At 63.0% G+C, this 24,191-nt stretch carries 21 protein-coding genes and 2 pseudogenes; 8 read left to right on the top strand and 15 right to left on the bottom strand.

The genetic code is table 11. The features are described from left to right. Nucleotides 1–197: 197 nt before the first annotated feature. Together HDG34_RS36575 and HDG34_RS36570 are read right to left on the bottom strand one after the other, a co-directional pair. Nucleotides 198–1,295: a PHB depolymerase family esterase gene (locus HDG34_RS36575; protein ID WP_184068324.1), complete on the bottom strand. Its 1,098-nt coding sequence runs from the start codon at nucleotides 1,293–1,295 to the stop codon at nucleotides 198–200. Nucleotides 1,296–1,340: 45 nt separating this feature from the next. Then, nucleotides 1,341–1,766, bottom strand: coding sequence for a CopG family transcriptional regulator (locus HDG34_RS36570; RefSeq protein WP_018420777.1), 426 nt, complete (start codon nucleotides 1,764–1,766; stop codon nucleotides 1,341–1,343). A gap of 149 nt (nucleotides 1,767–1,915) precedes the next feature. On the opposite strand from HDG34_RS36570, the gene HDG34_RS36565 reads away from it, so the two are divergent. Beyond that, the gene (locus HDG34_RS36565; RefSeq protein ID WP_184068321.1) at nucleotides 1,916–2,113 is read left to right on the top strand and encodes a hypothetical protein; all 198 of its coding nucleotides are present in this window, start codon (nucleotides 1,916–1,918) and stop codon (nucleotides 2,111–2,113) included. A 278-nt stretch (nucleotides 2,114–2,391) separates the two neighbouring features. Further along, nucleotides 2,392–3,201 (top strand): bifunctional 2-polyprenyl-6-hydroxyphenol methylase/3-demethylubiquinol 3-O-methyltransferase UbiG, encoded by an 810-nt coding sequence (locus HDG34_RS36560; RefSeq protein ID WP_090806167.1) that lies wholly within the window; start codon nucleotides 2,392–2,394, stop codon nucleotides 3,199–3,201. 20 nt (nucleotides 3,202–3,221) lie between these two features. Here HDG34_RS36560 and HDG34_RS36555 read toward each other — a convergent pair whose 3' ends face one another. Continuing rightward, nucleotides 3,222–5,975: an HAD-IC family P-type ATPase gene (locus HDG34_RS36555; RefSeq protein ID WP_184068318.1), complete on the bottom strand. Its 2,754-nt coding sequence runs from the start codon at nucleotides 5,973–5,975 to the stop codon at nucleotides 3,222–3,224. A 45-nt stretch (nucleotides 5,976–6,020) separates the two neighbouring features. Beyond that, on the bottom strand, nucleotides 6,021–6,968 hold the full coding sequence (locus tag HDG34_RS36550; RefSeq protein ID WP_184068315.1) for a polyphosphate kinase 2 family protein: 948 nt from the start codon (nucleotides 6,966–6,968) through the stop codon (nucleotides 6,021–6,023). A gap of 189 nt (nucleotides 6,969–7,157) precedes the next feature. On the opposite strand from HDG34_RS36550, the gene HDG34_RS36545 reads away from it, so the two are divergent. Then, a complete protein-coding gene (locus tag HDG34_RS36545) occupies nucleotides 7,158–7,574 on the top strand; it encodes a phosphatase PAP2 family protein (protein ID WP_184068312.1) in 417 nt (138 codons plus the stop codon). Nucleotides 7,575–7,667: 93 nt separating this feature from the next. Here HDG34_RS36545 and yjfF read toward each other — a convergent pair whose 3' ends face one another. The 5 genes from yjfF to HDG34_RS36520 all read right to left on the bottom strand — a co-directional run bounded on the left by yjfF (nucleotide 7,668) and on the right by HDG34_RS36520 (nucleotide 13,460). Beyond that, nucleotides 7,668–8,765, bottom strand: a complete 1,098-nt coding sequence (yjfF, locus tag HDG34_RS36540) for a galactofuranose ABC transporter, permease protein YjfF (protein WP_184068309.1) — start codon at nucleotides 8,763–8,765, stop codon at nucleotides 7,668–7,670. Then, entirely contained in the window at nucleotides 8,762–9,805 is a 1,044-nt protein-coding gene (locus HDG34_RS36535; RefSeq protein ID WP_184068306.1) for an ABC transporter permease, read from the bottom strand. Before HDG34_RS36535 ends, yjfF begins: the two co-directional genes overlap by 4 nt. Further along, nucleotides 9,802–11,436: a sugar ABC transporter ATP-binding protein gene (locus HDG34_RS36530; protein ID WP_184068303.1), complete on the bottom strand. Its 1,635-nt coding sequence runs from the start codon at nucleotides 11,434–11,436 to the stop codon at nucleotides 9,802–9,804. The genes HDG34_RS36535 and HDG34_RS36530 overlap by 4 nt, the downstream gene beginning before the upstream one ends. A 253-nt stretch (nucleotides 11,437–11,689) precedes the next feature. Further along, a complete protein-coding gene (locus tag HDG34_RS36525) occupies nucleotides 11,690–12,676 on the bottom strand; it encodes an ABC transporter substrate-binding protein (protein WP_090806177.1) in 987 nt (328 codons plus the stop codon). A gap of 181 nt (nucleotides 12,677–12,857) precedes the next feature. Further along, on the bottom strand, nucleotides 12,858–13,460 hold the full coding sequence (locus HDG34_RS36520; RefSeq protein ID WP_184068300.1) for an alpha-ketoglutarate-dependent dioxygenase AlkB: 603 nt from the start codon (nucleotides 13,458–13,460) through the stop codon (nucleotides 12,858–12,860). A gap of 140 nt (nucleotides 13,461–13,600) precedes the next feature. On the opposite strand from HDG34_RS36520, the gene HDG34_RS36515 reads away from it, so the two are divergent. Then, nucleotides 13,601–14,185 (top strand): malonic semialdehyde reductase, encoded by a 585-nt coding sequence (locus tag HDG34_RS36515; RefSeq protein WP_184068297.1) that lies wholly within the window; start codon nucleotides 13,601–13,603, stop codon nucleotides 14,183–14,185. Between the two features lie 58 nt (nucleotides 14,186–14,243). Here the strand turns inward: HDG34_RS36515 and HDG34_RS36510 are convergent, their stop codons facing one another. Beyond that, complete coding sequence (locus HDG34_RS36510; RefSeq protein ID WP_090806184.1) at nucleotides 14,244–14,591, bottom strand: hypothetical protein; 348 nt, start codon at nucleotides 14,589–14,591, stop codon at nucleotides 14,244–14,246. Nucleotides 14,592–14,983: 392 nt separating this feature from the next. Between HDG34_RS36510 and HDG34_RS36505 the strand changes: the two genes are divergently transcribed. From HDG34_RS36505 to HDG34_RS36495, 3 genes are all read left to right on the top strand, one after another. Next, nucleotides 14,984–16,147 carry a metallophosphoesterase gene (locus tag HDG34_RS36505; RefSeq protein WP_184038688.1) on the top strand — a complete coding sequence of 388 codons (1,164 nt, stop codon included), beginning with the start codon at nucleotides 14,984–14,986 and terminating at the stop codon, nucleotides 16,145–16,147. 476 nt (nucleotides 16,148–16,623) lie between these two features. Beyond that, nucleotides 16,624–17,331 (top strand): MgtC/SapB family protein, encoded by a 708-nt coding sequence (locus tag HDG34_RS36500; RefSeq protein ID WP_090806188.1) that lies wholly within the window; start codon nucleotides 16,624–16,626, stop codon nucleotides 17,329–17,331. Between the two features lie 162 nt (nucleotides 17,332–17,493). Beyond that, nucleotides 17,494–17,748 (top strand): GlsB/YeaQ/YmgE family stress response membrane protein, encoded by a 255-nt coding sequence (locus tag HDG34_RS36495; RefSeq protein ID WP_184068294.1) that lies wholly within the window; start codon nucleotides 17,494–17,496, stop codon nucleotides 17,746–17,748. Between the two features lie 104 nt (nucleotides 17,749–17,852). Here HDG34_RS36495 and HDG34_RS36490 read toward each other — a convergent pair whose 3' ends face one another. From HDG34_RS36490 to HDG34_RS36480, 3 genes are all read right to left on the bottom strand, one after another. Continuing rightward, complete coding sequence (locus HDG34_RS36490) at nucleotides 17,853–19,352, bottom strand: acetyl-CoA hydrolase/transferase family protein (RefSeq protein WP_184068409.1); 1,500 nt, start codon at nucleotides 19,350–19,352, stop codon at nucleotides 17,853–17,855. A gap of 177 nt (nucleotides 19,353–19,529) precedes the next feature. Further along, nucleotides 19,530–19,748 (bottom strand): hypothetical protein, encoded by a 219-nt coding sequence (locus HDG34_RS36485; RefSeq protein WP_090806192.1) that lies wholly within the window; start codon nucleotides 19,746–19,748, stop codon nucleotides 19,530–19,532. A 138-nt stretch (nucleotides 19,749–19,886) separates the two neighbouring features. Further along, nucleotides 19,887–22,100: an FUSC family protein gene (locus tag HDG34_RS36480; RefSeq protein WP_184068290.1), complete on the bottom strand. Its 2,214-nt coding sequence runs from the start codon at nucleotides 22,098–22,100 to the stop codon at nucleotides 19,887–19,889. Between the two features lie 199 nt (nucleotides 22,101–22,299). On the opposite strand from HDG34_RS36480, the gene HDG34_RS36475 reads away from it, so the two are divergent. After that, on the top strand, nucleotides 22,300–23,310 hold the full coding sequence (locus tag HDG34_RS36475) for a LysR family transcriptional regulator (protein ID WP_184068287.1): 1,011 nt from the start codon (nucleotides 22,300–22,302) through the stop codon (nucleotides 23,308–23,310). Here HDG34_RS36475 and HDG34_RS36470 read toward each other — a convergent pair. Together HDG34_RS36470 and HDG34_RS36465 are read right to left on the bottom strand one after the other, a co-directional pair. Further along, nucleotides 23,299–23,777: pseudogene (locus tag HDG34_RS36470) on the bottom strand (integrase core domain-containing protein); the annotation flags it as partial. The gene HDG34_RS36475 and the pseudogene HDG34_RS36470 sit on opposite strands and share 12 nt — an antisense overlap. A 19-nt stretch (nucleotides 23,778–23,796) precedes the next feature. Further along, nucleotides 23,797–23,889 (bottom strand): annotated as a pseudogene (locus HDG34_RS36465) (hypothetical protein); the annotation flags it as partial. Nucleotides 23,890–24,191 lie beyond the last annotated feature (302 nt).

Here is a 24,191-nt window from a genome sequence, read left to right as displayed (position 1 = left end):
CACCGCGGTAGCGCGACAGAACCCCCGCCGTACGTTGATTGCGGCGCAAATCCGGCTTCGCCCACCTCCCGCCGAGGATTCGCCCCGGAAGTGATTCATCGGGCAGCCTTTATATGCAGTTGAGCAAGCGGACTTGCTCTACATGCACAGCGGACGCCACTCCGTCGCAATCATAGTAACCATAAGAGAGGCCTGCACTATTGCCGTTGCGGATGATCAAGAAAGAAGCGCAGCATTTCGGCACTCGCATCCGGACCAGTAGCGTCCGTATAACTGCCTCGTGCATTGCCGCCTGCCCAAGCGTGCCCTGCGCCATGAATGGTCCACAACTCGGCGTCGATACCGTCGCCGGAAACCAGCCGCGAGACGGTACAGGCGCGTCGGCCCGCGTCGACCCGACGCCGTTCGCTGCCGGCGTCCGGCCGTGCGTCGAACCTCTGCACGAGCCGCGTGGCATTCGCTACGTGCACGGTGGCATCCGCGTCACCATGAAAGACGATCATGGGCCGTCTCGGTGACAAGTCTGTATCGCCTTGCACGCGCCGTGCGTTTCGGGGGTGCTTGCCGCCTTTCATCGCCGCGAGCGCGGAGGGTAAATTGTGCGCGCACCGTGCCGGAAGACCGGAATGCACGCCGACCGCGGCATACAGTTCGGGATACTCGGCGATCATGATCGTCGCCATTGCGCCCCCCGCGGACATCCCCGCGACGTACACGCGCGCGGGATCGACGTTGTGGGCCGAGATGATTTCGCGCGTGATGCCTGCGATCAGCGACGGCTCGCCGCGCTCGCGATGCTGATCGTCAGGTTTGAACCAGTTCCAGCACTTCGACGGATTCGCCTGCCGCGGTTGCACCGGATAAGCTACAAGACATCGATGCCGCTCGGCAAGCGCGTTCATCTGCGTGCCTGCTGCGAAATCGTCGGCGTCCTGCGTGCAGCCGTGCAGCATCACAATCAGTGGCAGCGGCTCGCCGGCGCCCCCCGCCGGCACATACAGCCGATATTGACGGCGACCGGCGGCATTCGCATACGCAAGCGTGATGAAATGTCCTCGTTCCTCCACGTCCAGGCAGTCTTCTCGCGCCTTGTGCGCGGTCGCTTCCTTGGTCTTTGCAAACGGGAAGACAACGGGCTCTGGCGTCTTGTCCCGCGACGCAGTTTCGTTCACTGCACCGACGCTTTCCCCTCGCAGTGCGCGTTGTATCGCTTCTGTCGCTTCGGCAACGCCGCGGGTACGCAGCAAAGTCATCGCTTCGTGCATTGAGTTCAGAAAGCCTTCGTTGAGTTTCATCACGTTTGTCCGATTACCGGTGTTGAGGGGGTGGGCCTCGCGCGGCTAGTGGATTCTGCCGGCAAGCGCCGTCTTGACTGCGGGCGAAGCGTGAAAGGCTCCCAGCACCACGACGCTTTCGATAGTCGCGAGCGCGAGTTCCGGGGAGACATCGGCGGCAATGCTGGCCAATCCCAGGACCTGAATGTTGAGACGCTCGCGCGCGGCTCGAATCGCCTCGAGATCCTGCCTGGAAAAATGCTGCAGCCCGAGCACGAGCGAACGACGCGCAACCGTTTCCTGGACGACCCGCGCATGTAGCGCGAGCTGGTTGCGAATCGCCGTTCGGATCAGGTCGGTCCGGTTCGCATAGAAGCCTTCTTCAACCAGCAGGTCGATCTGCCCGAGGTCGACCGGTCCGAGGTTGATCGTGATTTTTTCCGAGTCGCCGCCTTTCGAGCGGGGGGTGTCCAATACCGCGGGTTTCTTCATCGCACCATCCTTGCACCATCCATGTGGATGGTTATAGGATGGTTTTAGATGCGCCGCAACATAAAAATTTGGGGTCGAGACGCCTTCTGGGCTCGCCGCATCGCTGGTCGTGGGGGCTAGATAGAGCGCTATCGCCGGTCGATGCGCACATGGATAGCTACAAGGTACTGGCCGGTTGGAGGACGCACATCGCGCTGTTCGACCGCATTGTTAAGTTAACGCTGAATAAGACGGCCGGGCAACGGGAGGTTGGCGCTGATGTTCGCTCGAACACAACGGATGAGGCGTCAAGGCGCAAAACCATCAGAATAAGGCGCGAAATGGAGAGGTTCCCCGACCAGTTTTGACAAATTCAACTGCTATCCTTCAAAACTTGAACCCGTTCACTATCGCGGCTTTATCCCGGTAGTTGCTGCCGCAGGTCTCGCCAAACGCAGTCCATCAGCGCTCAAAATCGGAGTGGTCAACATCCCGCGAACCTCTCAACCCCGATGTCACTCGGGCAGCGAAAGCCGGTACTGCGGAAACGGATTGCGCAGACCTCAACATGGACCAAGGATTACCAGCATACTGGCCCGGTAGAGCCTGAAATTCGTCGTATCGTTCGCACCGCCATGAGGGAGATATGCATAAACCCATCGACACTGAAACGATCCCGAGCAATGAATTGCAGCAGGTCAAGGCGACTTATGCCAAGCTTTGCGAGGACTACATTGCACATCGTAGCGATGGTGAATACCGGGACTATGTGCAATCGGTCATTGCCAACAACGCGAGTCTCGATCGCCACGTGCGCGCGTTCGAAATTTACGCACCGTATATCAAGCGTGGCATGAAAGTGCTCGACTGGGGATGCCGGCACGCGCCGGATTCGTGCATGCTTCGCACGCTCTACCATGACATCGATATATATGGCTGCGACATCTGCAAGGATGGGCAATTCGCGGAATTCCATGAGTACGCCGGGTTATCTTTCGCATCGCTCGATCATGAATTTCTGCTGCCCTACGAAGACAATCAATTCGATGTGGTGATCGGAAGCGGTGTACTCGAGCACGTGGCCCGCGAGCAAAAGAGCCTCGATGAGCTATGGCGCGTGCTGAAAAACGACGGTTTGCTGATAATCACATTTTTACCTAACCGCTTATCGGTGACCGAAAACGCGTGCAGAGTCATGAAGAAGTACACGGGCCATAATCGGCTGTACAGTCTCAGCGACGCGAAGCGCCTGTTTCTCCGATCGGGATTCGTACTGGAAGAATGCGGCTATCACCAGGTCTTTCCCACCTTCGCAAAAGGCATAAAGGGCGGCGGAGCGCTCAACGCCCTGGCCAATATCGGCATGAAGCTGAACCGGCCTTTCGAGCGGATACCGATCGTGAATGCAGTCTCGGCTAATCTGTTTTTCATCCTCCGCCGCGTGCATGAGATGTAGCAGGCGGCCGCCCAGGCGGCCTACCTCGCGGGATCATTGGGCAAGGCCGCGCCCTCCTGTTGCGACGTCACAAATCCTCTCAATGCAGGGGTGAGCCGGAAAACGAGCTTCTCGATCTCCACCACGAGGAAAAACAGGACGCCACCACCGACGAGCCACCCCCACGCCGACAAGGGCAGAGCCTCGGTGTGGAAAACGGCATGGAACGGGAACGTATAGGTGAACAGAAGCTGCAAGACCACGACGCCGGCTATTCCGTACCAGAGATAGCGATTGCCTGTATGGGCGCGCACGGACAGCGACGAATCGAGCAGATACCGGATGTTGAGCAGATAGAACACCTGGCCCAGCGTAATGGCGTTGACCGCGGCCGTGCGCGCCATCTGATCCGACGCCCCTTGCGACTTCATCCAGAAGAAGGTGGATAGCGTATAGATCACGAGCGCCGCGCCGACGAACAGGATGCGCCAGATGCCGAAGCGCGTGACGATCGGCCGGTCGATTGCGCGTGGCGAGCGGCGCATCACGTCTGCCTCGTGCGGCTCGAACGAAATGGTCAGGCCGAGCGCGACGGAAGTAACCATGTTGACCCACAGGATCTGCGGCGCCGTGATCGGCAGCGTGAAGGAGAACAGGATCGCCACCGCGATCACCGCGCCTTGCGCGACATTGGTCGGCAGCATGAACAGCATCGCTTTCTCGATGTTGTTGTAGACCGTGCGCCCTTCCTTCACCGCCGCGGAGATCGACGCGAAATTGTCGTCGGCGAGGATCATACCCGCCGCCTCCTTCGTCACCTCGGTGCCCTTGATCCCCATCGCGACACCGATGTCGGCTTTCTTGAGCGCCGGCGCATCGTTGACGCCGTCGCCCGTCATCGCGACGATCTGCCGGTTCGCCTGGATCGCCTTGACGAGCCGCAGCTTGTGCTCGGGACTCGCGCGCGCGAACACGTCGACGCCGCGCACGCATTCCTGCAGCGCCGCATCGTTCATCGCCTCGATCTCGGTGCCGGACACGGCGGTCTTGCCGTCGCCGATGCCCAGCATTCTTGCGATTGCCGCCGCCGTGATCTTGTGGTCGCCCGTAATCATCGTCACGCGAATGCCGCCGCCGTGGCATTCGCGCACGGCGTCGATCGCCTCTTTGCGCGGCGGGTCCATCAGGCCCACGAGGCCGAGCAGTACGAGGGTACGCGGCAGGTCCTGCGGCCCGAGGCCGCCCGTACGCAGGCCCGGGTCCGACAGCCACGCGAGCCCGAGCACGCGCTCACCTTGCGCGGCGAGCCGGTCGCCCTCCCTCGCGAAGTGCTCGCGATCGAGCGGCGCCGGGCCTTGCGCCGTCTGCTGCCGGTCGCAGTGGTCGAGGATCACCTCTGGCGCGCCCTTGACGAGCAGCATTTCGCCGTCCGTCGAACGGTTCAGCGTCGCCATGAACTTGTGCTCGGACTCGAAGGGGATCGCGTCGATCCTCGGCGCGGCGGCCGTCTCGGCGGCACGGTCCATGCCCAGCTTGGAAGCGAACGGATAGAGCGCGCCCTCGGTCGGGTCACCCTCCACTTTCCATTTGCCGTCTTCCTCGAAGAGCTCGGCGTCGTTGCACAACAGCGACACGCGGCCCATCAGCTTGAGCACGTCCGGCGCAGCGCCGAGCGGCTTGCCATCCGCGCTGACCTCTCCTTCGCTGGCGTAGCCGTCGCCCGTAACGGCATAGGCCGCTTCGGCCGTTACGACGGAGGTCACCATCATCTCCATCAGGGTCAGCGTGCCCGTTTTATCCGAGCAGATGCGCGAGACGGCGCCCAGTGTTTCGACCGCCGGCAGGCGGCGAATAATGGCGTTGCGCTGGGCCATGCGCTGCACGCCGATGGCGAGCGTGATGGTGATGAGCGCCGGCAGGCCTTCCGGGATGACCGATACCGCAATCCCCACGATGGCCTGGAACAGCTCGACGAAGGTCATGTGTCCGAGCCAGTGCCCCCAGGAGAAGAGCAGCACGCTGACAACGGCGATCACTGCCGTGATGACGTAGCCGAACTTCTTGATCTGGCGCAGCAGCGGCGTCTCGAGCGCGCTGACCTCGGCGAGCATCTGGTTGATCCGGCCGAGTTCCGTCTGGCTCCCGGTCGTCACCACGACGCCGGTTGCCCGGCCCGACAAGACCATCGTGCCGCAGAACGCCATGTTCTCGCGGTCGCCGACCGTGGCTTTGGCGGGTACCGGCGCGGTGCCCTTCTCGGCCGGGAGGGATTCCCCCGTAAGAGCCGCTTCTTCCGTGCGCAGGTTCCTGGCGTCGACGAGACGCATGTCCGCCGGGATTTTGTCGCCCGATTCCAGTAGCACGATGTCGCCAGGAACGAGTTCCTCGGCGGGGATCAAGCGAACCGCTCCGCCACGCATCACGCGCGCTTCCGCGGACAGCATGTTGCGAATCGAGTCGAGCGCCTTCTCGGCGCGTCCTTCCTGCAGGAAGCCGAGCAGCGAGTTGAGGATGACGACGGCCAGAATGACCGAGCCATCGAGCCACAGGCCCAGCATCAACTTGACGAAACCAGCCGCGAGCAGCACGTAGATCAGAACGTTGTGGAGCTGCATCAGGAAGCGTACGACCGGCCCCCTCTTCTTGCCCTGCGGGAGGCGGTTCGGCCCATAGGTGGCCAGCCGCCCGGTCGCTTCCGTTGCATCCAGGCCCTGCGCGGGATCGACGTTGAACTGCCGTTCGATGTCACCGGCCGGCATCGCATGCCACGGCGTCGCACTCTCAACTGAGCTCATCCTCGTGTCTCCCGGTTCCAGTGATTTCGGGTCAGGGGGCCGCTCTCAATGGTCTGGATCGTCCCCGGGTTGATCGGGTCTCGTCTCGTCCACCGCTTCAGCGTCGAGTTCCTCCCTCGCGGCGGCGAGATCCTTCATCTGCTCTTGCGTGGCTTTCGGATATTCGAGGTCGAGCTTCTCGACGGCCTCGACGATCGCGGCCGCGACGATGAGGCGCGTAAAAGGTTTGTTGTCGGCGGGCACGACGAACCACGGAGCCGCTTCGGAGGCCGTCGCGCGGATCGCCTCTTCATAGGCGTGCATATAGTCGTTCCAGTAGCGACGCTCGCGAACGTCGGCTGCGGAAAACTTCCAGTGCTTGTCGGGATTGTCGAGGCGATCCATGAATCGCCTCTTCTGCTCCCCGTACGACAGGTTCAGATAGAACTTGAGAATGACCACGCCCTGGCGCGTCAGATAGTCCTCGAAGCGCGCGATGTCGGCGAGGCGCTCGTCCCATATGTTGTTGCCGACCCGTGCCGGTGGGATCTTCTGCGCATGGAGCAGATGCTGATGCACGCGCACCACCAGCACCTCTTCATAGTACGAGCGGTTGAAAATGCCGATGTGCCCGCGCTCGGGCACTTTCCTCGAATAGCGCCAAAGGAAGTCGTGGGAGAGCTCCTCATCCGACGGCTGCTTGAACGAGATGACATCGCACCCCTGCGGATTGACGCGCGACATCACGTGCTTGATCGTCCCATCCTTTCCCGCGGCGTCCATGGCCTGGAACACCAGCAGCACGGACCAGGAATCCTGCGCGTAGAGGATCTCCTGCTCCATCGCGAGCCATTTCGACCCGCGCTGGAGTAGTTGCTGCGCCTCTTCCTTATGCATTCTGAGTCCCACCGTCTCGCCGGGATCGAAATCCTTCAGGAAGAAATCTTTGCCGCTCGTGACGCGGAACGGATCGGTGTATGCCCGCAGCGCGTCGAGTATTTCCATGCGAACCATCGCTCTTTCTCCACGGCATCTGCATTCACTTGCACGATTCGCGGATTGCATCGCAACCGCAGTCGTACTGTTCACAACTCTTTCTGATAATAGGTCACGCAAACGGAAACGTGCTGATCGGCAACGACGCTGCGCACCCGCGTAGCGACGGGAAACACACGTCTGAACGCTGCCACGTTCCGGACCGCCATGCCGGTCGATCACCGCCTGTCGGCCCCGTCGACCCAGTCGCGACAAGGCCGTCAGACGATAGGCATTACCTGTGCTTATCCTTCACCAGACAGCGCCAACAAAAAAATGGACGAGCACAATGTCGAGCCACGAACACGAACACGGGGAACAGCGGAGTGGTGGGCGTTACCCGCTATTGTCTTTATCTATGCGCTGCGTCGCACGCCACGGCTTTTGCTGTTTGCGATTCCTCTCAACGTGACGATGATCCTGTCGACGCCGACGCAAGGCGGTCACTATCTCGCCGATGTGATTGCGGGTCTGCTGCTCAGTGCGCAGACGATTGCAGCGCTCAAGCGCTGCATGCACCTGCTGGCGACACGCAAAGCCGCGAAGGCGCCGAGTTCGCGGTCTATGCCGGTGCGAACGGCATGAGCTGGACGCTCGGAAGCGGCCGCGCGGACTAACGTGAACGCGGCGCGGCTTGCGCCGCGCCGCCGTGGTTCGAAGCGACTGGAAGACCGCGCGCTAGCCCGGCGCCCGCCCCAACACCTGCGAATCCGACGACGCCGTCGTCGACGTCTCGTCACGCCCGTGCCCATGCCCCGTCGTCGTGACCGCATTGGTGCCGCCGGGCCGACGCACCGACTTCGCGTGCCGCTCGATCAATCGCTGCAGCAAACAGAACGCGCACAGCAGCGCGCCGATCACGATGCGCGTCCACCACGAACTGAGCGTGCCGTCGAACGTAATCAGCGTCTGGATCGTGCCCAGAATGCCGACGCCGAACAGCGAGCCGACCACATAACCGACGCCGCCCGTCAGCAGCGTGCCGCCGATCACCGTGGCCGCAATCGCATCGAGTTCCATGCCCTGCCCTTGCAGCCCATAGCCCGACAGCACGTAGAACGTGAACACCGCGCCGCCGAGCGCCGAACAGAAGCCGCTCAGCGCATACACGCCGACCCGCGTGCGCGCGACCGGCAGGCCCATCAGCAGCGCCGAGCGCGGGTTGCCGCCGACCGCATACACGTTGCGTCCGAAGCGCGTGAAATGGGCGACATAGATCGCGGCCGCGAGCGTCACGGCCGCGATCAGCACGTTCGCCGATACCGAACCGACGCCGACACTGAGACGAAACGCGGAGATCGCCTTGAACGTCGGATCGGTGATCGTGATCGACTGCGTCGTGATCAGAAAGCACAGGCCACGCGCGAAGAACATCCCCGCCAGCGTCACGATGAACGCCTGCAGGCGGAAGTAGTGAATCAGCGCGCCCTGCACCGCGCCGAACACCGTGCCCATCAACAGCACGATCGGAATGATGAGCCACACCGACACATGCATGTGCTCGGACAGCACGGCTTCGACGATCGTCGTCAGCGCGACGATCGAGCCCACCGACAGATCGATGCCGCCCGACACGATCACGAACGTCATGCCGATCGCGACGATCAGCAGGAACGCGTTGTCGACGAGCAGATCGAGCAACACCTGCCACGCGAAGAAACCGGTGTACATCACCGAACCAAAGCCGAACAGCGCGCAGAACAGCAGGACCGTCACCGCGATCGGCAGCGTGCGCGGATCCATCACGCGGGCGAGTGCTTCGAGAACGCGCGTCATCGTGCCACCCCGCGCGATTTGACGAGCGACGCGCCGAACGACACCGCGAGCGCGCGTGCCACCGGCGACTGGATCACGCTGACCGCGAGCACGACGGCCGCCTTCACGACGAGCGTCGCTTCCGGCGGCACGCCGATCGAATACGTGGTGTACGTGAGCGTCTGGATGATCAGCGCGCCGAGCACCGTGCCCGCGAAACTGAAGCGGCCGCCGAGCAGCGACGTGCCGCCGAGCGTCACGGCGAGAATCGCGTCGAGTTCGAGCAGCAAGCCCGCGTTGTTGCCGTCCGCGCTACGCACGTTCGAGCTGATCAGGATGCCGGCCAGCGCCGCGGTCAAGCCCGAGAAGCCGTACACCGCGAATACGATCGCCTTCGAGCGCAAGCCGACGAGCCGCGTCGCAACCGGGTTCACGCCGATCGCGCGAATGAACAGACCGAGCGCCGTGCCCTCCACCAGGGCGGCGGTCGCCAGCACGGCTACGGTCGCGATCCATACCGAGCACGGCACGCCCAGCCAGTAGCCGCCACCGACGAACAGATAGCCGGGCGCGCCGATCGGGATGATCTGCCCGGCGGTCAGCAGTTGCGCGATGCCACGGCCCGCGACCATCAGAATTAGCGTCGCGATGATCGGCTGCATGCCGACGAACGCGACGAGCAGCCCGTTCCACATGCCGCTCAAGATGCCGACGACGAGCGCGGCCAGCAGCGCCTGCGCGATCAGCGCACCGCTCGGCACGGCCTGGGTCGCGAGTATCGTCGCGGCCGCGGCGCCCGCGATCGCGACCACCGCGCCGACCGAAATATCGATGCCGCGTGTCGCAATCACGAGCGTCATGCCGATCGCGACCAGCACGAGCGGCGCCGCGCGATTCAGGATGTCGATCGGCGCGCCGAACAGGTGGCCGTCGAGCGTGCGCAGCGCGAGAAAATGCGGATTGGCCAGCAGGTTCAGTCCGAACAGCAACACGAGCGTCACGCATGGCCATAGCAGCGGACGCTCCACCCCGTCGCGCGCGAACCAGTTCGATAGCTTCATTCGCCGCTCCCTGCGATGAGTCGGTAGATGTTGTCCTCGTTCGATGCCTTACCGGCCACCTCGGCGATCTTGCGGCGATCGCGCAGCACCGCGACGCGATGGCTCACGCGCAGCACCTCGCTGATCTCCGACGAGATGAACAGGATGGACAGGCCGTTCGCGCACAGCGCGAGCAGCCGGTCCATGATGTCGAACTTCGCGGCGACGTCGATGCCGCGGGTCGGCTCGTCGAGGATCAGCAGTTTGGGATCGGTTGCCAGCCAGCGCGCGAGCAGCGCCTTCTGCTGGTTGCCGCCGGACAGCAGCGCGATCGGCTGCTCGGCGTCGGACGCCTTGATGCCGAGCCGCTCGATCCACATATCGGCGAGCTCGCGCGCGCGTTGCCGGCTGATCTTGCGCCACCAGCCGCGCCGCGCCTGCAACGCGAGCATGATGTTTTCGCGGATCGACAGTTCGGCGACGATGCCTTCCTTCTTGCGGTCTTCCGCGCAATAGCCGATGCCGTGGCGCACCGCGTCGTGCGGCGTGCGCAGCCGCACGGCGCGCCCTTCGACGAGGATCGTGCCGCTGTCCGCGCGATCCGCGCCGAACAGAAGCCGCGCGGTTTCGGTGCGGCCCGAGCCGAGCAGACCCGCGAGGCCGAGAATCTTGCCGGCCTGCATCTCGAGATCGATCGGCTGCAAGGTGCCGCGACGGCCGACGCCACGCAGCTCGATGAACGGCGGCGTGGCCGTTGCTTCCGTGTGGTCTTGCGCGACCTCCTGATCGTCGGCGGCCTGTCCTTCGTGCGCCGCTTCGCGCAGACGCGCGCTCATGCGCTCGTGGCCGACCATCTTCGCGACCAGTTGATCCGCGGACAGATCGCGCGCGAGATATTCGCCTTCGCGCTCGCCGTTGCGCATCACCGTGATGCGATCGGAGATCGCATAAGTCTGCTCGATGAAATGCGTGACGAACAGGATCGCAATGCCCGATCGCTTAAGATGTCGAAGTATTTTGAATAGCTGCGCGACTTCGCTGTCGTCGAGGCTCGAAGTCGGTTCGTCGAGAATCAGTACGCGCGCATCGACGGACAACGCTCGCGCGATCGCGACCATCTGCTGCACGGCGATCGGGTAGGCGTCGAGCGAGCGCGTGACGTCGAGCGACACGTCGAGGCGTGCGAGCGCTTCCTGCGCGCGCCGCTTGATGTCGGGCCAGTCGATCGCGCCGAAGCGGCGCGGCTGCCGGCCCGCGAAGATGTTCTCCGCCACCGACAGATTCGGGCACAGGTTCACTTCCTGGTACAGCGTGCGCACGCCGGCCGCCTCGGCTTCCTGCGGCGACGCGAACGCGACCAACTCGCCGCCGAGGCGGATCGTGCCGGCATCGGGTGCGAGCACGCCTGTGAGCACGTTGATCAACGTGGATTTGCCGGCGCCGTTCTGGCCCATCAGCGTATGGACCTCGCCGGGAAACAGGCGGAAGTCGACGTGTTGCAACGCCTTGACGCCCGGAAATGTCTTGCTGACGCCGGAGGTCGCCAGAATCGGTTCGCGCGCGCTCATGTCATTCTGTTGGCCTGGCGCGCCCGGCGGCGTGCCGCGCCGCGGCTGGTCCGGCTGATTCGGTTCGGTAGCGGAATGGGTCATGGACCTCGCTCGATCGGCTATGCATGGTTCGGCAGGCCCCAGTGACATGCTCCCGCGGGCGCATGCTCCTGAAAAGAGACCGCCCGCTGCAGAAGAAAGCAGCCCGGGCGGTCAGGCACCACTGGAGAAACCTGTTCGATGCGTCCGTACTGCACATCTCCTTCGCGCCGTGAGCCCGTTGGCCCCGGCGCCTGAACACCGCACACGCCGCGGCGCTCGCGCGAGCGCTGCCGCGGCGACGTTGCGCGCCGCGTCAGTACTTACGCGACGGCAGAGTTTGCGCGGCCACGCTCATCGGGAAGACAGTCTCCTGAGTCAGGATGCGCTTCGGCAGCGGCTTGCCTGCCACGACGTCTTTCACCGCCGACATCAACTGCGGTCCGAGCAGCGGGCTGCACTCGACGTCGACGTTCATCTTGCCGGCGGCCATCGCCTGGAAGCCGCCCTTGGTTGCGTCGAACGAAACTACGACGACGTCCTTGCCCGGATGCATGCCGGCTTCTTCCATCGCCTGGATCGCGCCGAGCGCCATGTCGTCGTTATGAGCATAGACGACGTTGATCTTGTTGCCGTAGGTCTTGATGAACGCTTCCATCACCTGCTTGCCGCCGGCGAGCGTGAAGTCGCCGCTTTGCGACGCGATGATCTTGAACTTCGGATCGCTCTTGATCACTTCGATCAGACCCGCGTGGCGGTCGTTGGCCGGCGCGGAGCCGACCGTGCCTTGCAGCTCGGCGATGTTGACCGGACCTTTATCGTCCTTGTAGTGATCCGCGAGCCAGTGGCCGCCGCGCCGTCCTTCTTCGAGGAAGTCCGAGCCGATCATCGTCACGTACAGCGACGTGTCCTTCACGTCGATGTTGCGGTCGGTCAGGATCACCGGAATCTTCGCGGCCTTGGCTTCGAGCAGCACCGGTTCCCAGCCCGATTCGACGACCGGCGAGAACGCGATCACGTCGACCTTCTGCGCGATATACGAGCGGATCGCCTTGATCTGGTTTTCCTGCTTCTGCTGAGCGTCGGAGAATTTGAGGTTGATGCCGGCCTCCGTCGCCGCCGACTTCACCGATTCGGTATTCGCTGTGCGCCATGCGCTTTCCGCACCGACCTGCGCAAAACCGAGCGTAATTTTCTTGTCCTCGGCATGCGCGCCGGGCGTGGCCAGCGTCAGCGCTCCGAGACTCGCGCAAAGCGCGAGCGCGCCCAGAGCGCGACACGCGGCACGTCGTGTATTCGCCATGACAGTCTCCAATCGTTGTTGTGTAGACGACCCAGCGGTCTGCCCGGCCCTCGTGGCCCTCTCGGCACATGGATCGTGATGTAGCGTACTGTGCGAGGCGTTAACCGTCCAATCATATGATTCGCGCCCTCGATATCAATTTTGGTATGGCGCGTCGGTCAGAGCATTGCCGCTCGCTGCCTCAGGTCGGCGTCATTCTCGGAGTGACCCAGCGAAACGTCAGATTGATGCGCTCGCCGCTCACGCGCGGCTCCTTCGGCACCCGATGACGCCACTGCGCCTGGGTGTCGCCTTTCATCACGAGCAGGCTGCCGCCCTTCAGCGAGAACGATTGCACGACGCCGCTGCGGTTGTGCTGCAGATCGAACCTGCGCGCGACGCCGAGGCTCACCGACGCGATCACCGGTCGCTTGCCGAGTTCGGGCTCGCGGTCCGCGTGCCAGCCCATGCTGTCGGCGCCACTGCGGTAACGATTCAGCAGCACGCTGTTAAAACGCGCGCAGCTGGTCGCCTCGACGGCCGCCTTCAGTTCGGCGACGGCGGGCGTCCATGCTTGCGGCACGTTGCGGATGCCCGAGTACACGTACACCGCGTCCGGCTCGCCCTGCCAGGCGGTCAGACGCGGCAGTGCAACACGGCCGGCGGGCGTGCCCATCATGTCCTGGCGCCATTGCACTTCGTCGATCAGTCGGGCCAGCAGGCGTTCGGCGTCGGCCGCTGCGAGCCAGTCGGGATACCAGTCGACGTCGGGCGTCGGCAGGTCGCTGAATAAATCGGTGCTCATCGGAATGTCTGGATGCAAGCGGACAAGTCAAAACCCTGACTATTATGGCGACACCGGCTCACCCGCTGATTCACGCGCGTTGCTCTTTCATTCGACGCGGCTCTGCGCGTGCCCTCTGTTCTTTCGCACGGACCACTTCCATGACACTTTCGGATCAGGCGCTCGCGCAGCTCTTTCGCGACGCGCGTACGCACAATGGCTGGCAGAACAAGCCGATCGACGACGCCGTGCTGCGCGAGCTGATGGAGCTCGTACTGCTCGGCCCGACCTCGGCCAATTCGAGTCCGGGCCGCTTCGTGTTCGTCAGGACGCCGGAGGGCAAGGAGAAACTGCGCCCGGCGTTGTCGGCTGGCAATCTCGAGAAAACGATGGCCGCGCCCGTCACGGTGATCGTCGCCATGGACATCGCCTTCTACGAGTATCTGCCGAAACTGTTTCCCCATGCGGATGCGCGCAGCTGGTTCGTCGGCAACGAGCGGTTGATCGCGGACACGGCGTTTCGCAATTCGACGCTGCAAGGCGGGTATCTGATTCTCGCGGCGCGTGCGCTCGGTCTCGACACTGGGCCGATGTCGGGCTTCGATCAGGCCAAGGTCGACGAAGCGTTTTTTGCGGGCACGACGCTGAAGTCGAACTTCCTGATCAATCTTGGCCACGGCGATCCGTCAAAGCTGTTTGCGCGCAGCCCGCGTTTTTCGTTCGACGAAGCGGCGCGCATAGTGTGACGGGGCGTTGACGATGGATGGCGCTGCGGGTGCGCGCCACGCGCTGGATCGGATCGCGTCAGGTCAGCACCGCGATATAAAAGACCACCGTGCCGATCAGCGCGCCGATGAAGCAGAAGCCCTCTTCGGCTTCGTCGCCATTCGAGCGCAGCCACGCGCCGACCGCACCGAACAGGCCGGCGATGCCGAGCGCGACGCACACCATCACGACGTCGAACAGCGCGCTTTTGCCGAGTTCGGAGAAATCGATGTTGCGTACGCCGACGTAAAGCGCAATCGCCATCAGCGAGATGCCGACGAGCGGCAGCATCACGTGGCTGCCCTCGTGCCCGACATGATGCTCATGATGAACATGATGCACGTCGTGCGCGTGATGCCACAGGTGGCCCGATTTGAGCAGCTTCATGGTGTGCCTCCCCCCGCCCGATCTTTCCCGGCGACAGAACCAGTCATGGCCGAGGCGCCCTACGCTGCCCCGGCAACAAGCTGGCTTGTTTCAAGCATACTCCACGCATGAATACAATTCAAAGCCCATTTAATTCGCTTGCATAGGCATTGAATGCGTGGCGCGCGGCCCTGTAAGTATGTGCTGAGCACGGAATGCGCCTGCCCCGGCGAACACCTTTCGTGGCGCGTCCCGGCGGCTTCGGGGCCGGCGTGTCGTGCGGTGCGGGAGCACGAATTTTGCGGCTACGGCAAGGGACCGAACATGTCGGTAGAATGATTCGCCGCGTTCCGTCAACCGATCGCCGCCGCGCTATCGCTGCCCTTCGGCCCCTTCCCGCTCTGATCCTCTTTATGCGACGTTCATCGTTTCTTGTCCGCATCATCCTGATTGGCATCCTGCTGCATATCTACGTCGGCTTGCGCCTGATTCCCGACATGCCGATCGACGCGGCCGGCCGCGGGCTGTGCGTGCTGTGGCTCGTGCTGTCGATCTACCTGATCCCGGTCGGCATGATGGCGCGCGGCTTCAAACGCCAGCCGCTCGGCGACCGTCTCGCGTGGGTGGGCCTGCTCGCGATGGGCTTCTTCTCGTCGCTGCTGGTACTGACGTTCGCGCGCGACCTCGTGCTGGCGTCGCTGCTGACGATCGACGCGATCTGGCCGAACACGCTCACGATCGCGCATTGGCGCACCGGCTCGGCGGCGGCGGTGCCGCTGCTCGCGCTGCTGTCGACGCTGATTGGCCTGTTCAACGCGCGCCGTCGCGCGCGCGTCGTCACGATCGACGTGCCGATCGACGATCTGCCTGCCGCGCTCGACGGCTTCACGATCGTGCAGATCAGTGACATCCACGTCGGCCCGACGATCAAGGGCCGCTATGTCGATGCGATCGTCGACGCGGTGAACCGGCTCAAGCCGGATCTGATCGCGGTGACGGGCGACGTCGTCGACGGCAGCGTGCCGCAGCTGAGCCGGCATACGCAGCCGCTGTCGCGGCTCGCCGCGCGGCACGGTGCGTTTCTCGTGACCGGCAATCACGAGTACTACTCCGGAGCGAACTCGTGGATCGCCGAATTCCGCCGGCTCGGCTTGCGGGTGCTGCTGAACGAACACGTGATCGTCGACCATGACGGCGCGCGCGCCGTCATCGCCGGCGTCACCGATTACTCGGCGGGTCATCACGACCCCGCGCATCGCAGCGACCCGGTCGCGGCGCTCGCCGGCGCGCCGGGCGACGTGCTGATCAGGGTGCTGCTCGCGCATCAGCCGCGTTCGGCCGAAGCGGCCGCGGCGGCCGGCTTTACGCTGCAGTTGTCGGGTCATACGCACGGCGGTCAGTTCTTTCCGTGGAATTTCTTTGTGCGCCTGCAACAGCCGTTCACGGCAGGCCTCGCGCGCCTGAACGGACTCTGGGTTTATACGAGTCGCGGTACGGGCTATTGGGGTCCGCCGAAACGACTCGGTGCGCCTTCGGAAATCACGCGCTTGAGACTCGTGCCGGGCGAACCGGATTGAACTCAACATTCGCAGTCCGGAGCAATTAATCACGGCCTGTCTACGATACGGCTGTAGCAAACCCACATGCGCACTCTCCGCCGATCGCGGCTTGAATGAACTTTGCGCCGCCCTCTAAAATTCGCGCAATTCTTTTAACCGGAATCACGATCTTGGACAGTAGCAGCTGTACCAGCCGAGTATCGATTTGCCCGCTCGCCTGAGCGGCAGGATTTCCGCGTCAGGTGTCTCTGTCGCCGTCCTGCCCTCGGGCTCGATGGCGCACGTCGCTCTCATTTCATTGTCATTCGCGTACTGTCGGTGAAGCGCAGCGTGGCTCGATGCCATGCCGATGCCGCACGCTTGCGGCCGCTGCACGCGTGTGCGCGCGTATTTCGTTCCACCCTCATGCGCTTAGCGTGCACGAGGTAGACGACCCGACGTTCCCACGCGTAGGCTTCACCCTGCGGCAGCGCGCACGCCAACCTTTCTGAACGATGACACTCGAATTCTTCCTGCGGCTTCTGACCGCTTTTGCTTGCGGCGTCGCGATTGGCCTCGAACGACAGATGCGCCAGCGCACTGCCGGCCTGCGCACGATCACGCTCGTGGCGAGCGGCGCGTGCCTGTTCGTCACGCTCGGCGTGCTGACCGGCAACGGCGTCAGCGGCGTCACGCAGATTGCCGCCTATGTGGTGTCCGGCGTCGGCTTTCTTGGCGGCGGCGTCATCATGCGCGACAAAGGCTCGATCCAGGGGATCAACACCGCGGCGACGCTGTGGTGCTCGGCGGCCGTCGGCGTGTTGAGCGGCGCGGGACATTACGGACCGGCGCTCGCGGGCACCGCGGTCGTGCTACTGGCCAACACCGCGCTGCGTGAAGTGAGCCGGATGATCAACTCGACGCCGGTTTCAAACGCCGACCTCGTGCGCGAGTACGTGCTGACGATCGTCTGCCGCGAAGCCGACGAGATCAACATTCGCGCCGCGATTTCCAACTCGATGTACTCGGCGCCGCTGTCGTTCCAGAGCCTCACGAGCGAGGATGTCGAGGACGAACCGGCGCGCATTCGCGTGACGGCGACGCTGACGATGCATCCGAAGGATCAATCGAAGCTCGAACAGATGGCGAGCCGCCTGAGCATGGAAAAGAGCGTGTCCAGCGTCAGTTGGACCGCGCGGGAAGCGGAGCCGACGCCCGAGTGAAGCGCGGCGCGTAAGTCTCCTTTGTTCGCGCGCATCGTCTACACTTAGCGGGCAGCAGATTCAGATAATGTTAATTCCGCGTCGTGAACGTGGACGGTCCCATAACCTTCGACTAAGCTCTGTCACTGTGATTTGTTCACACTCAACCAGGGAGTCTCGAATATGGAACACAGCATCATCGCATGGATCATCATCGGCGCAATCGCGGGCTGGCTCGCGGGTGTGCTGGTCAGGGGCGGCGGCTTCGGCCTGATCGTCGACATCATCGTCGGGATCATCGGCGCGTTCATCGGCGGGTGGCTCGCCGGCGTGCTGCATATCTCGCTTGGCGGCGGCTGGATCGGCTCGATCATCACCGCGTTGATCGGCGCGGTCATTCTGCTGTTTATTATCCGGCTCGTGCGACGAGGGTCCTGAGCACGGCATCCGACGTCATCAAGCGCCAGCGGGTTCGAATCGCTGGCGCTTTTTTATGGCCTGTTGCTTCTGCTTTTATCGCCGCGGTTGTCGCCGCCGCAGAATCAGGCCGGCAGCATCGACCCCGTATCGCGCAGCCGTGTATGCCATGCAAACGCCTGATCGAGGCAATGCGGCGTCTGCCCTCCCCAGAGCAACGCATCGCGGTAGTAGTCGCGCAACAGCTCGCGATACCGCGGATGTACGCAATGCTCGATGATCAGCGTCGCACGTTCGCGCGGCGCGAGGCCGCGCAGATCGGCGAGACCCTGCTCGGTGACGACGACGTCGACGTCGTGTTCGTTGTGATCGCAATGCGGCACCATCGGCACGATGCTCGAAATGCGGCCGTCCTTCGCGGTCGACTTGCTCGCGAACACCGCGCACGACGCATTGCGCGCAAAGTCGCCCGAGCCGCCGATGCCGTTCATCATATGCGTGCCGCCGACATGCGTCGAATTGACGTTGCCGTAGATATCGAATTCGAGCGCGGTATTGAGCGCGATCAGACCGAGCCGCCGAATCACCTCGGGATGGTTGCTGACTTCCTGCGGACGCAGCACGAGCCGGTCGCGATAGCGCTCGATATCGCCAAATACCTGCGCCTGCCGCGCGGCCGACAACGTGATCGACGCGCCGGACGCGAACGTGACCTTACCAGCGTCCATCAGATCGAACGTCGAATCCTGAAGGACTTCCGAATAAATTTCGAACACCTCGAAAGGCGAATCGACGAATCCTGCCAGCACCGCGTTGGCGATCGTACCGATGCCCGCCTGCAGCGGCGGCAACTGCTTCGGCATGCGGCCACGCGTGACTTCGTGCTGGAAAAATTCGATCAAATGAGCGGCGATCAACGCGGTTTCCCGATCCGCGGGCAAGACCGTGGACGGGCTGTCGGCCATGTCCGTCATCACGATCGCCGCGATTTTCTCGGGCGCAATCTCGATAGCGGGTGTGCCGACGCGATCCTGCGCGCGCACGATCGGCAGCGGCTCGCGATGCGGCCGGCGCCCCGGAATCCAGATGTCGTGCAAGCCTTCGAGCCCGAGCGGCTGCGCAAGATTGATCTCGACGATGACCTTGTCCGCGAGAATCGCGAAGCTCGCCGAATTGCCGACCGACGTCGTCGGCACGATACCGCCGCTCTCCGTGATCGCGGCGGCTTCGATGATCGCGACATCGAGCTTGCCGAGCTGGTTCGCGCGCAGCATCTCGACGGTCTCGGACAGATGCTGATCGACGAACATCACTTCGCCGCGATTGATGGCGTCGCGCAGCGTCTTGTCTACCTGAAACGGCAGACGGCGCGCGAGCACATGCGCTTCGGTCAGCATGCGGTCAACGTCATGACCGAGCGAGGCGCCCGTCATCAACGTGATGCGCAGCGGCTCGCCCAGCCGGCGCGCACGCTCGGCGAGCGCGACCGGCACGGCCTTCGCGTCGCCCGCGCGCGTGAAACCGCTTGCGCCAACCCGCATGCCGTCGTGAATCAGAAGCGCCGCGTCGGCGGCCGTGGTGATTTTTCCGCGCAGCGCGGCGCAGCGAATTCGGTCTTCGTACATGAAAGGGAGTCTCTCCATAGTCGCCAGCTCCGTCTACTGGTGCGCACGTCTGCGGTGTGCTTCGCTCAATAGGCGGTTGCCGCACCCGCCGCGGCGTCTCGATCGGACGGCGTCGCGAGCAGGTGTTGGGTCGCGCGATAGGATCCGCGACAGGTGTTGCGCGTGAGGCAGCCGGACTTAGCTGCCGAAGTAGATGTTGCAGAAGCTCATCGGGCCGACACATTCATCAGCCTTCGCTTTCGGCGCTTCCACATGCTTGCGCGGGGCAACCTTATCGGTGCGCTGGCCATCCGCTTGCGCAACCTGCTGCTCCGGCGCGGCCGGCGCCGTCTGTGCATAGGCGGCGGCAGCGGTGGACAAAGAACAGGCAATCAGGACCATCTTCAACACTTTCATCTCGTTCTCCAGGACTTACGACTACTGCGACGAATACTGCGAGGCAGTGACGAAACTATATGACCGCCACCTACGCGAATAAACGGGGCCGCCCGGAAGGGATCTTTCCATCTGGCAGAAAGATCCACGCAGCATTGCTCAGCGACGATTGAAGGGCGCGTCCTTGTCGAGCAACGCGCTGCGAATGAAGTGCAGACAGCTCAAGATACGTTGCAGATCGTGATGCCGGGCGCGCTCGGCGTGCACTGCCTGCAGCATGTCTTGCGCGAGCCAGGTGGCCGAGCGCACGGCGACGAGTGCGCGTTCGAGCGAACGTGGACCTGGGCGTTCGAAGAGCCGGGCAAGATCGTCGCACGTGTGTTCGATCACGCTGCGCCAACGCGGCTGAAGGATGTCGGCATAATCGGCGCGTGCGGCTTCGTTGCGCAGATCGATGACGGCGTGACCTACTTCGATCGTTGCGAGCATCCAGCGAAGTGCGTCGCGCCGTCGTCGTGAACGGTGCGTCAACAGCACGCGCAGTTGCGAAGTCAGATCATGCGTGCCCGACTGGAAACGTTGGTTCAGACCCGGCAGCGCGTCCTTGCATGCCGACACCGTTTGCGCTCGCAGGTCGCCCATGATCCGGTCGATGAGCCAGCGCATATCGGCGGGAAAGACCACCGCGAAAACAACCGCTGCGAGCAGCATCGACGCGGTGAGCGCGATGCCGTTGTTGATCAGCAGATCGGGCACGTAGCTGACGACGTTGTCCGGCCCGGCCAGCAGACAGAAGAACACCGAAAAGCCGATGCCAAGCCCTGCCGCGCCGCGACGCGTCGCGATGAATGCGCCGAGCGCGAGCACCGGCGCGAGTACCGCGCAAAGCAGCGGGAACCCATCGATGTTCGGATACACGTAGCACATGAACACATAGCCGGCCAGCGTCGCGAGCACCGCGCCGATCGCCATCTGGATGGCCATTCTGGTGGCGCCTGGCGCGGTGGACGTCAACGCGCAGACCAGTGTTGCGCCAATCACGGCGAGACCGCCGCTCGGCCAGTTGGTCGCGATCCAGAACGCACCGGCGATTCCGATGACGACAGCCGAGCGCACGAATGTGAACAATACGGCGAAGTGGTTTGTGCGGCTTATAGGTCTGCTTGTGCGGTGGCTCTTAGTTGGGCTTGAGCTGCATCGTAGGCAGTACTGCCGGCTTGCTGTTTTGCGCCACAAGCATGCATAGGTTTGCGAATAGTTTATCCATTCGCCCACGAATCGATACAGCAATTCGGCTGCCGTGTCGAAGTCCGCAAGCGATTCCGCGGACGCGGCTTCGAGTGGCCGCCTGGTTTCGCGTACCCGGCGTGGCAAGCTCGCTCGAAAGGGGCGCAGATCGGCTGCTGCGTGCGATGCTTCGACGCCGGCTTCAGCTTGTGCTTCGAACAAGGCTCCCAGTTCGTCGAGGTACGGACCGATGGCCGCGAGTATCGACACAGCGCGGCTGGCGCGCAACCGTTTGAGCAACTGATTCAGCGCATGCAGACGCGCACACGCATCCATGAATTCGCTATTCAGACGCGCCAGATGCGCACTGCGCGAGCGCATCGCCGGATCTTCGAATGCGACGAACGTGCGGGTTGCTTCGAAGCCAGCGATTTCGTCGACAAAATCCGCGAAACGCCGTTCGAACTGATTGCGCTCGAGCCCGCGTGCGAGCATGTCGACAGCAAACGCAGTAAAATTCGCGTACCTGATCTGAAGGTTACGTCGCAGCGCAAGGATCGAGCGCTGGGGCAGCAGCAACGCGCTGACCGCGCTCGAACACACGATGCCGACCGCCACTTCCGCCGCACGCGTGAGTGCGGCGAGGAACAGTCCCTGAGGCGTCGTCACGTTTGGAATGCCGATCAGCGCAGCAGTGTAACCCGCGAGCACAAAACCGTACCATCTGAAATGCCGATACCGGACCGCCGCAGCAATACAGGCGCTCACCCACACGATCATGCCGAGCGTGTACAGTTCGGGCTGCTGAACGAACAGCCCGCCGAGCACGAGCGCGGCCACGGTCCCTACTGCCGTTCCGAGAATCCGGTAGAAGCTCTTCGCGAGCACCATGTCGCTGAACGGTTGCATCAACACAAAGACAGTGGTCATCGCAATGCGCGGCTGCGGCAGATCGAGCAGCATCGCGATGCCCAACGCCAGCAGACCAGCGGTGACCGTCTTCAGCAGATGCAGCCAGGTCAGACCGTCGCTGCTGGCCCAGTCGCGCAGGGCGCGATTGAGTTTGGCTCGGCTGAGGCGTCGCCGCATGACGCCGCGCGGACCGAAGAAATCCGCCGACGGTTCGATCGCATGATCGGGTTTCATCTGAAAACAGTGCACCCTGCGTGGTCGCTGAGAGAGCCTCCGGACAGAATGGCCGACACCGGCAGGCGAGGCGCCGATTGTAGGAGTCCGCGATGTGTACATTAAGCCGATGGGTGCAGAACATCTGTTCCAGAACGGACAACAATAGTGTTCTGAGACTGACGGAAAATATGATCTTGATCATGAAACAGAAGGTTTGATGGACACGCTACAAAATATGCGAGTGTTTGTGCGCGTGGTTGAAGCCGGTAGCTTCACCGCGGCCGCGCAATCGCTCAATTCAACGACCGGCGCGATGTCTCGCGCGGTCTCGGAGCTTGAAGCACATCTGCGCACGCGCCTGCTGAATCGCTCGACGCGTCGGCTTGCGCTGACCACCGCCGGCGAGCGCTATCTGAAACGATCGCAGCAGATCCTCGCGGATGTCGATGTTGCGGAAGAAGAAGCCAGTTGCGCACACGAGCGACCAACCGGCGCACTGCGCATGCATAGCTTTGCGAGCATCGGCCAGCACTACGTCCTGCCGGCCATTTCGCGTTACCGCGAGCTCTATCCTGATGTGACCGTCGAGTTGACGCTATCGCAGCGCATGCCCGATCTGTTCGAGGGCAGCGCCGACGTGGCCGTGATCGGCGCATCGACGCTGCCGAATTCGGACCTCGTATCGTTTCCGCTGGGGACGACGTTCAGCATCCTGTGCGCATCGCCGGCCTACGTGCGGGCGCACGGCGCGCCGCAAGAACCGGTTGACCTTGCGCATCACGAATGTCTGATCCTGCATACGCCGGCGTTCCCGCCACATGAATGGACGCTCGACGGCCCGAACGGCAGTGAGTTGATGGAAGTCGACGGCCCCGTGCATGTGAACATCGCCGAATCATTGATCGTGGCGATCCGCGAAGGCATGGGCATCGGCATGGTGCCGCTCTACGCGGCCATTTCCGGGTTGCGCGATGGCACGTTGGTGCGCGTGTTGCCGGAATATACGCTGCAAAAGACGACTGTTTATGCGCTCTATCCGTCGCGCAAATTCATCGATGCAAAGACGCGCACGTGGGTCGAATTCTTGCGCTCGCATCTGCCGAAGGTGATTGCGCGCGACGAAGCATTGCTTGCTGAGGTCGGGCAACTAGGGGGCGGAGATGACCCAGTGCAGCTGGTTGGAGTTGCCCCTGTAACTCAGGACACGCGGACACCGTTAGGTCGATGAAATCGCGGCAGCACGCCTGAACTCACGCGGCGAGCGGTATTCCAGGGCTTTGTGCGGATGGCGCTCATTGTAGTGTTCAAATGCAACAGCCAGACACGAGAGCGCCGCTGGCGCGTCAGGCTCGTCCATACAGGCGACGTAATTGTCGCTTCATGATCTTCACGAACGATTCGACCATGCCATTGCTCTGCGGAGAACGTGCCGGCGTTGTCAATGACTCCAGGGCCAATTCGCGAGCGAAGCTGCGAGTGCGGTGGTCGACATAAGCCGAGCCGTTGTCCGTCAACCATTCGATGGACGGCGCGACCTGCCCGGTGCCGAATTGCTGCGCGACGGCGGCCAGCATCGCGTCGCGCACTACATCACCGCTATACCCGCCGGTCCCCGCCGCCCGGCCAATCGCCTCTCCGATCGCAGCAGTCGAGTGCGAACGTTACGCGCAACGGCGTGCCATCGTCGCACCGGAACATCTGTATCGCGATCAGCCTGCGCCACCCAGTTGTAGATGGTCTGTGCAGTCGGCTCGAACTCCTTTTCCAGTTCCTCCGGCCTGCGTCCGGCCTTCACCAGCTCGACCATTTGCGCCCGAAATTCCGCCGGGTACGGGGTACGATGCTTGCCCATAATCGGCACCTCCTTCTCCAAAGGATAGATGTCCGTTTTTCTGGATCAACTTCAGTATGTGCAAAAACGCGTCGATCAACAGGCTACTTTTGGCAATGGCTGGCAACGGCGTCCGACCACGCTTATTGTTCGTGCCCGGTCGAGCATGTTGCTGTTGATTTGGGCCGCGTAAACGCAAAAACCCCACCGCGGCGGGTGGGGTTTCTGACTGGGGGGGAGCCTGACGATTACCTACTTTCACACGGGCAATCCGCACT

It is taken from the genome of Paraburkholderia sp. HC6.4b (genome assembly GCF_014200875.1).
Lineage (GTDB): Bacteria > Pseudomonadota > Gammaproteobacteria > Burkholderiales > Burkholderiaceae > Paraburkholderia > Paraburkholderia tuberum.
The sequence above is the reverse complement of the archived record's forward strand: the minus strand, read 5'-3'. Positions and strand labels throughout refer to the sequence as shown.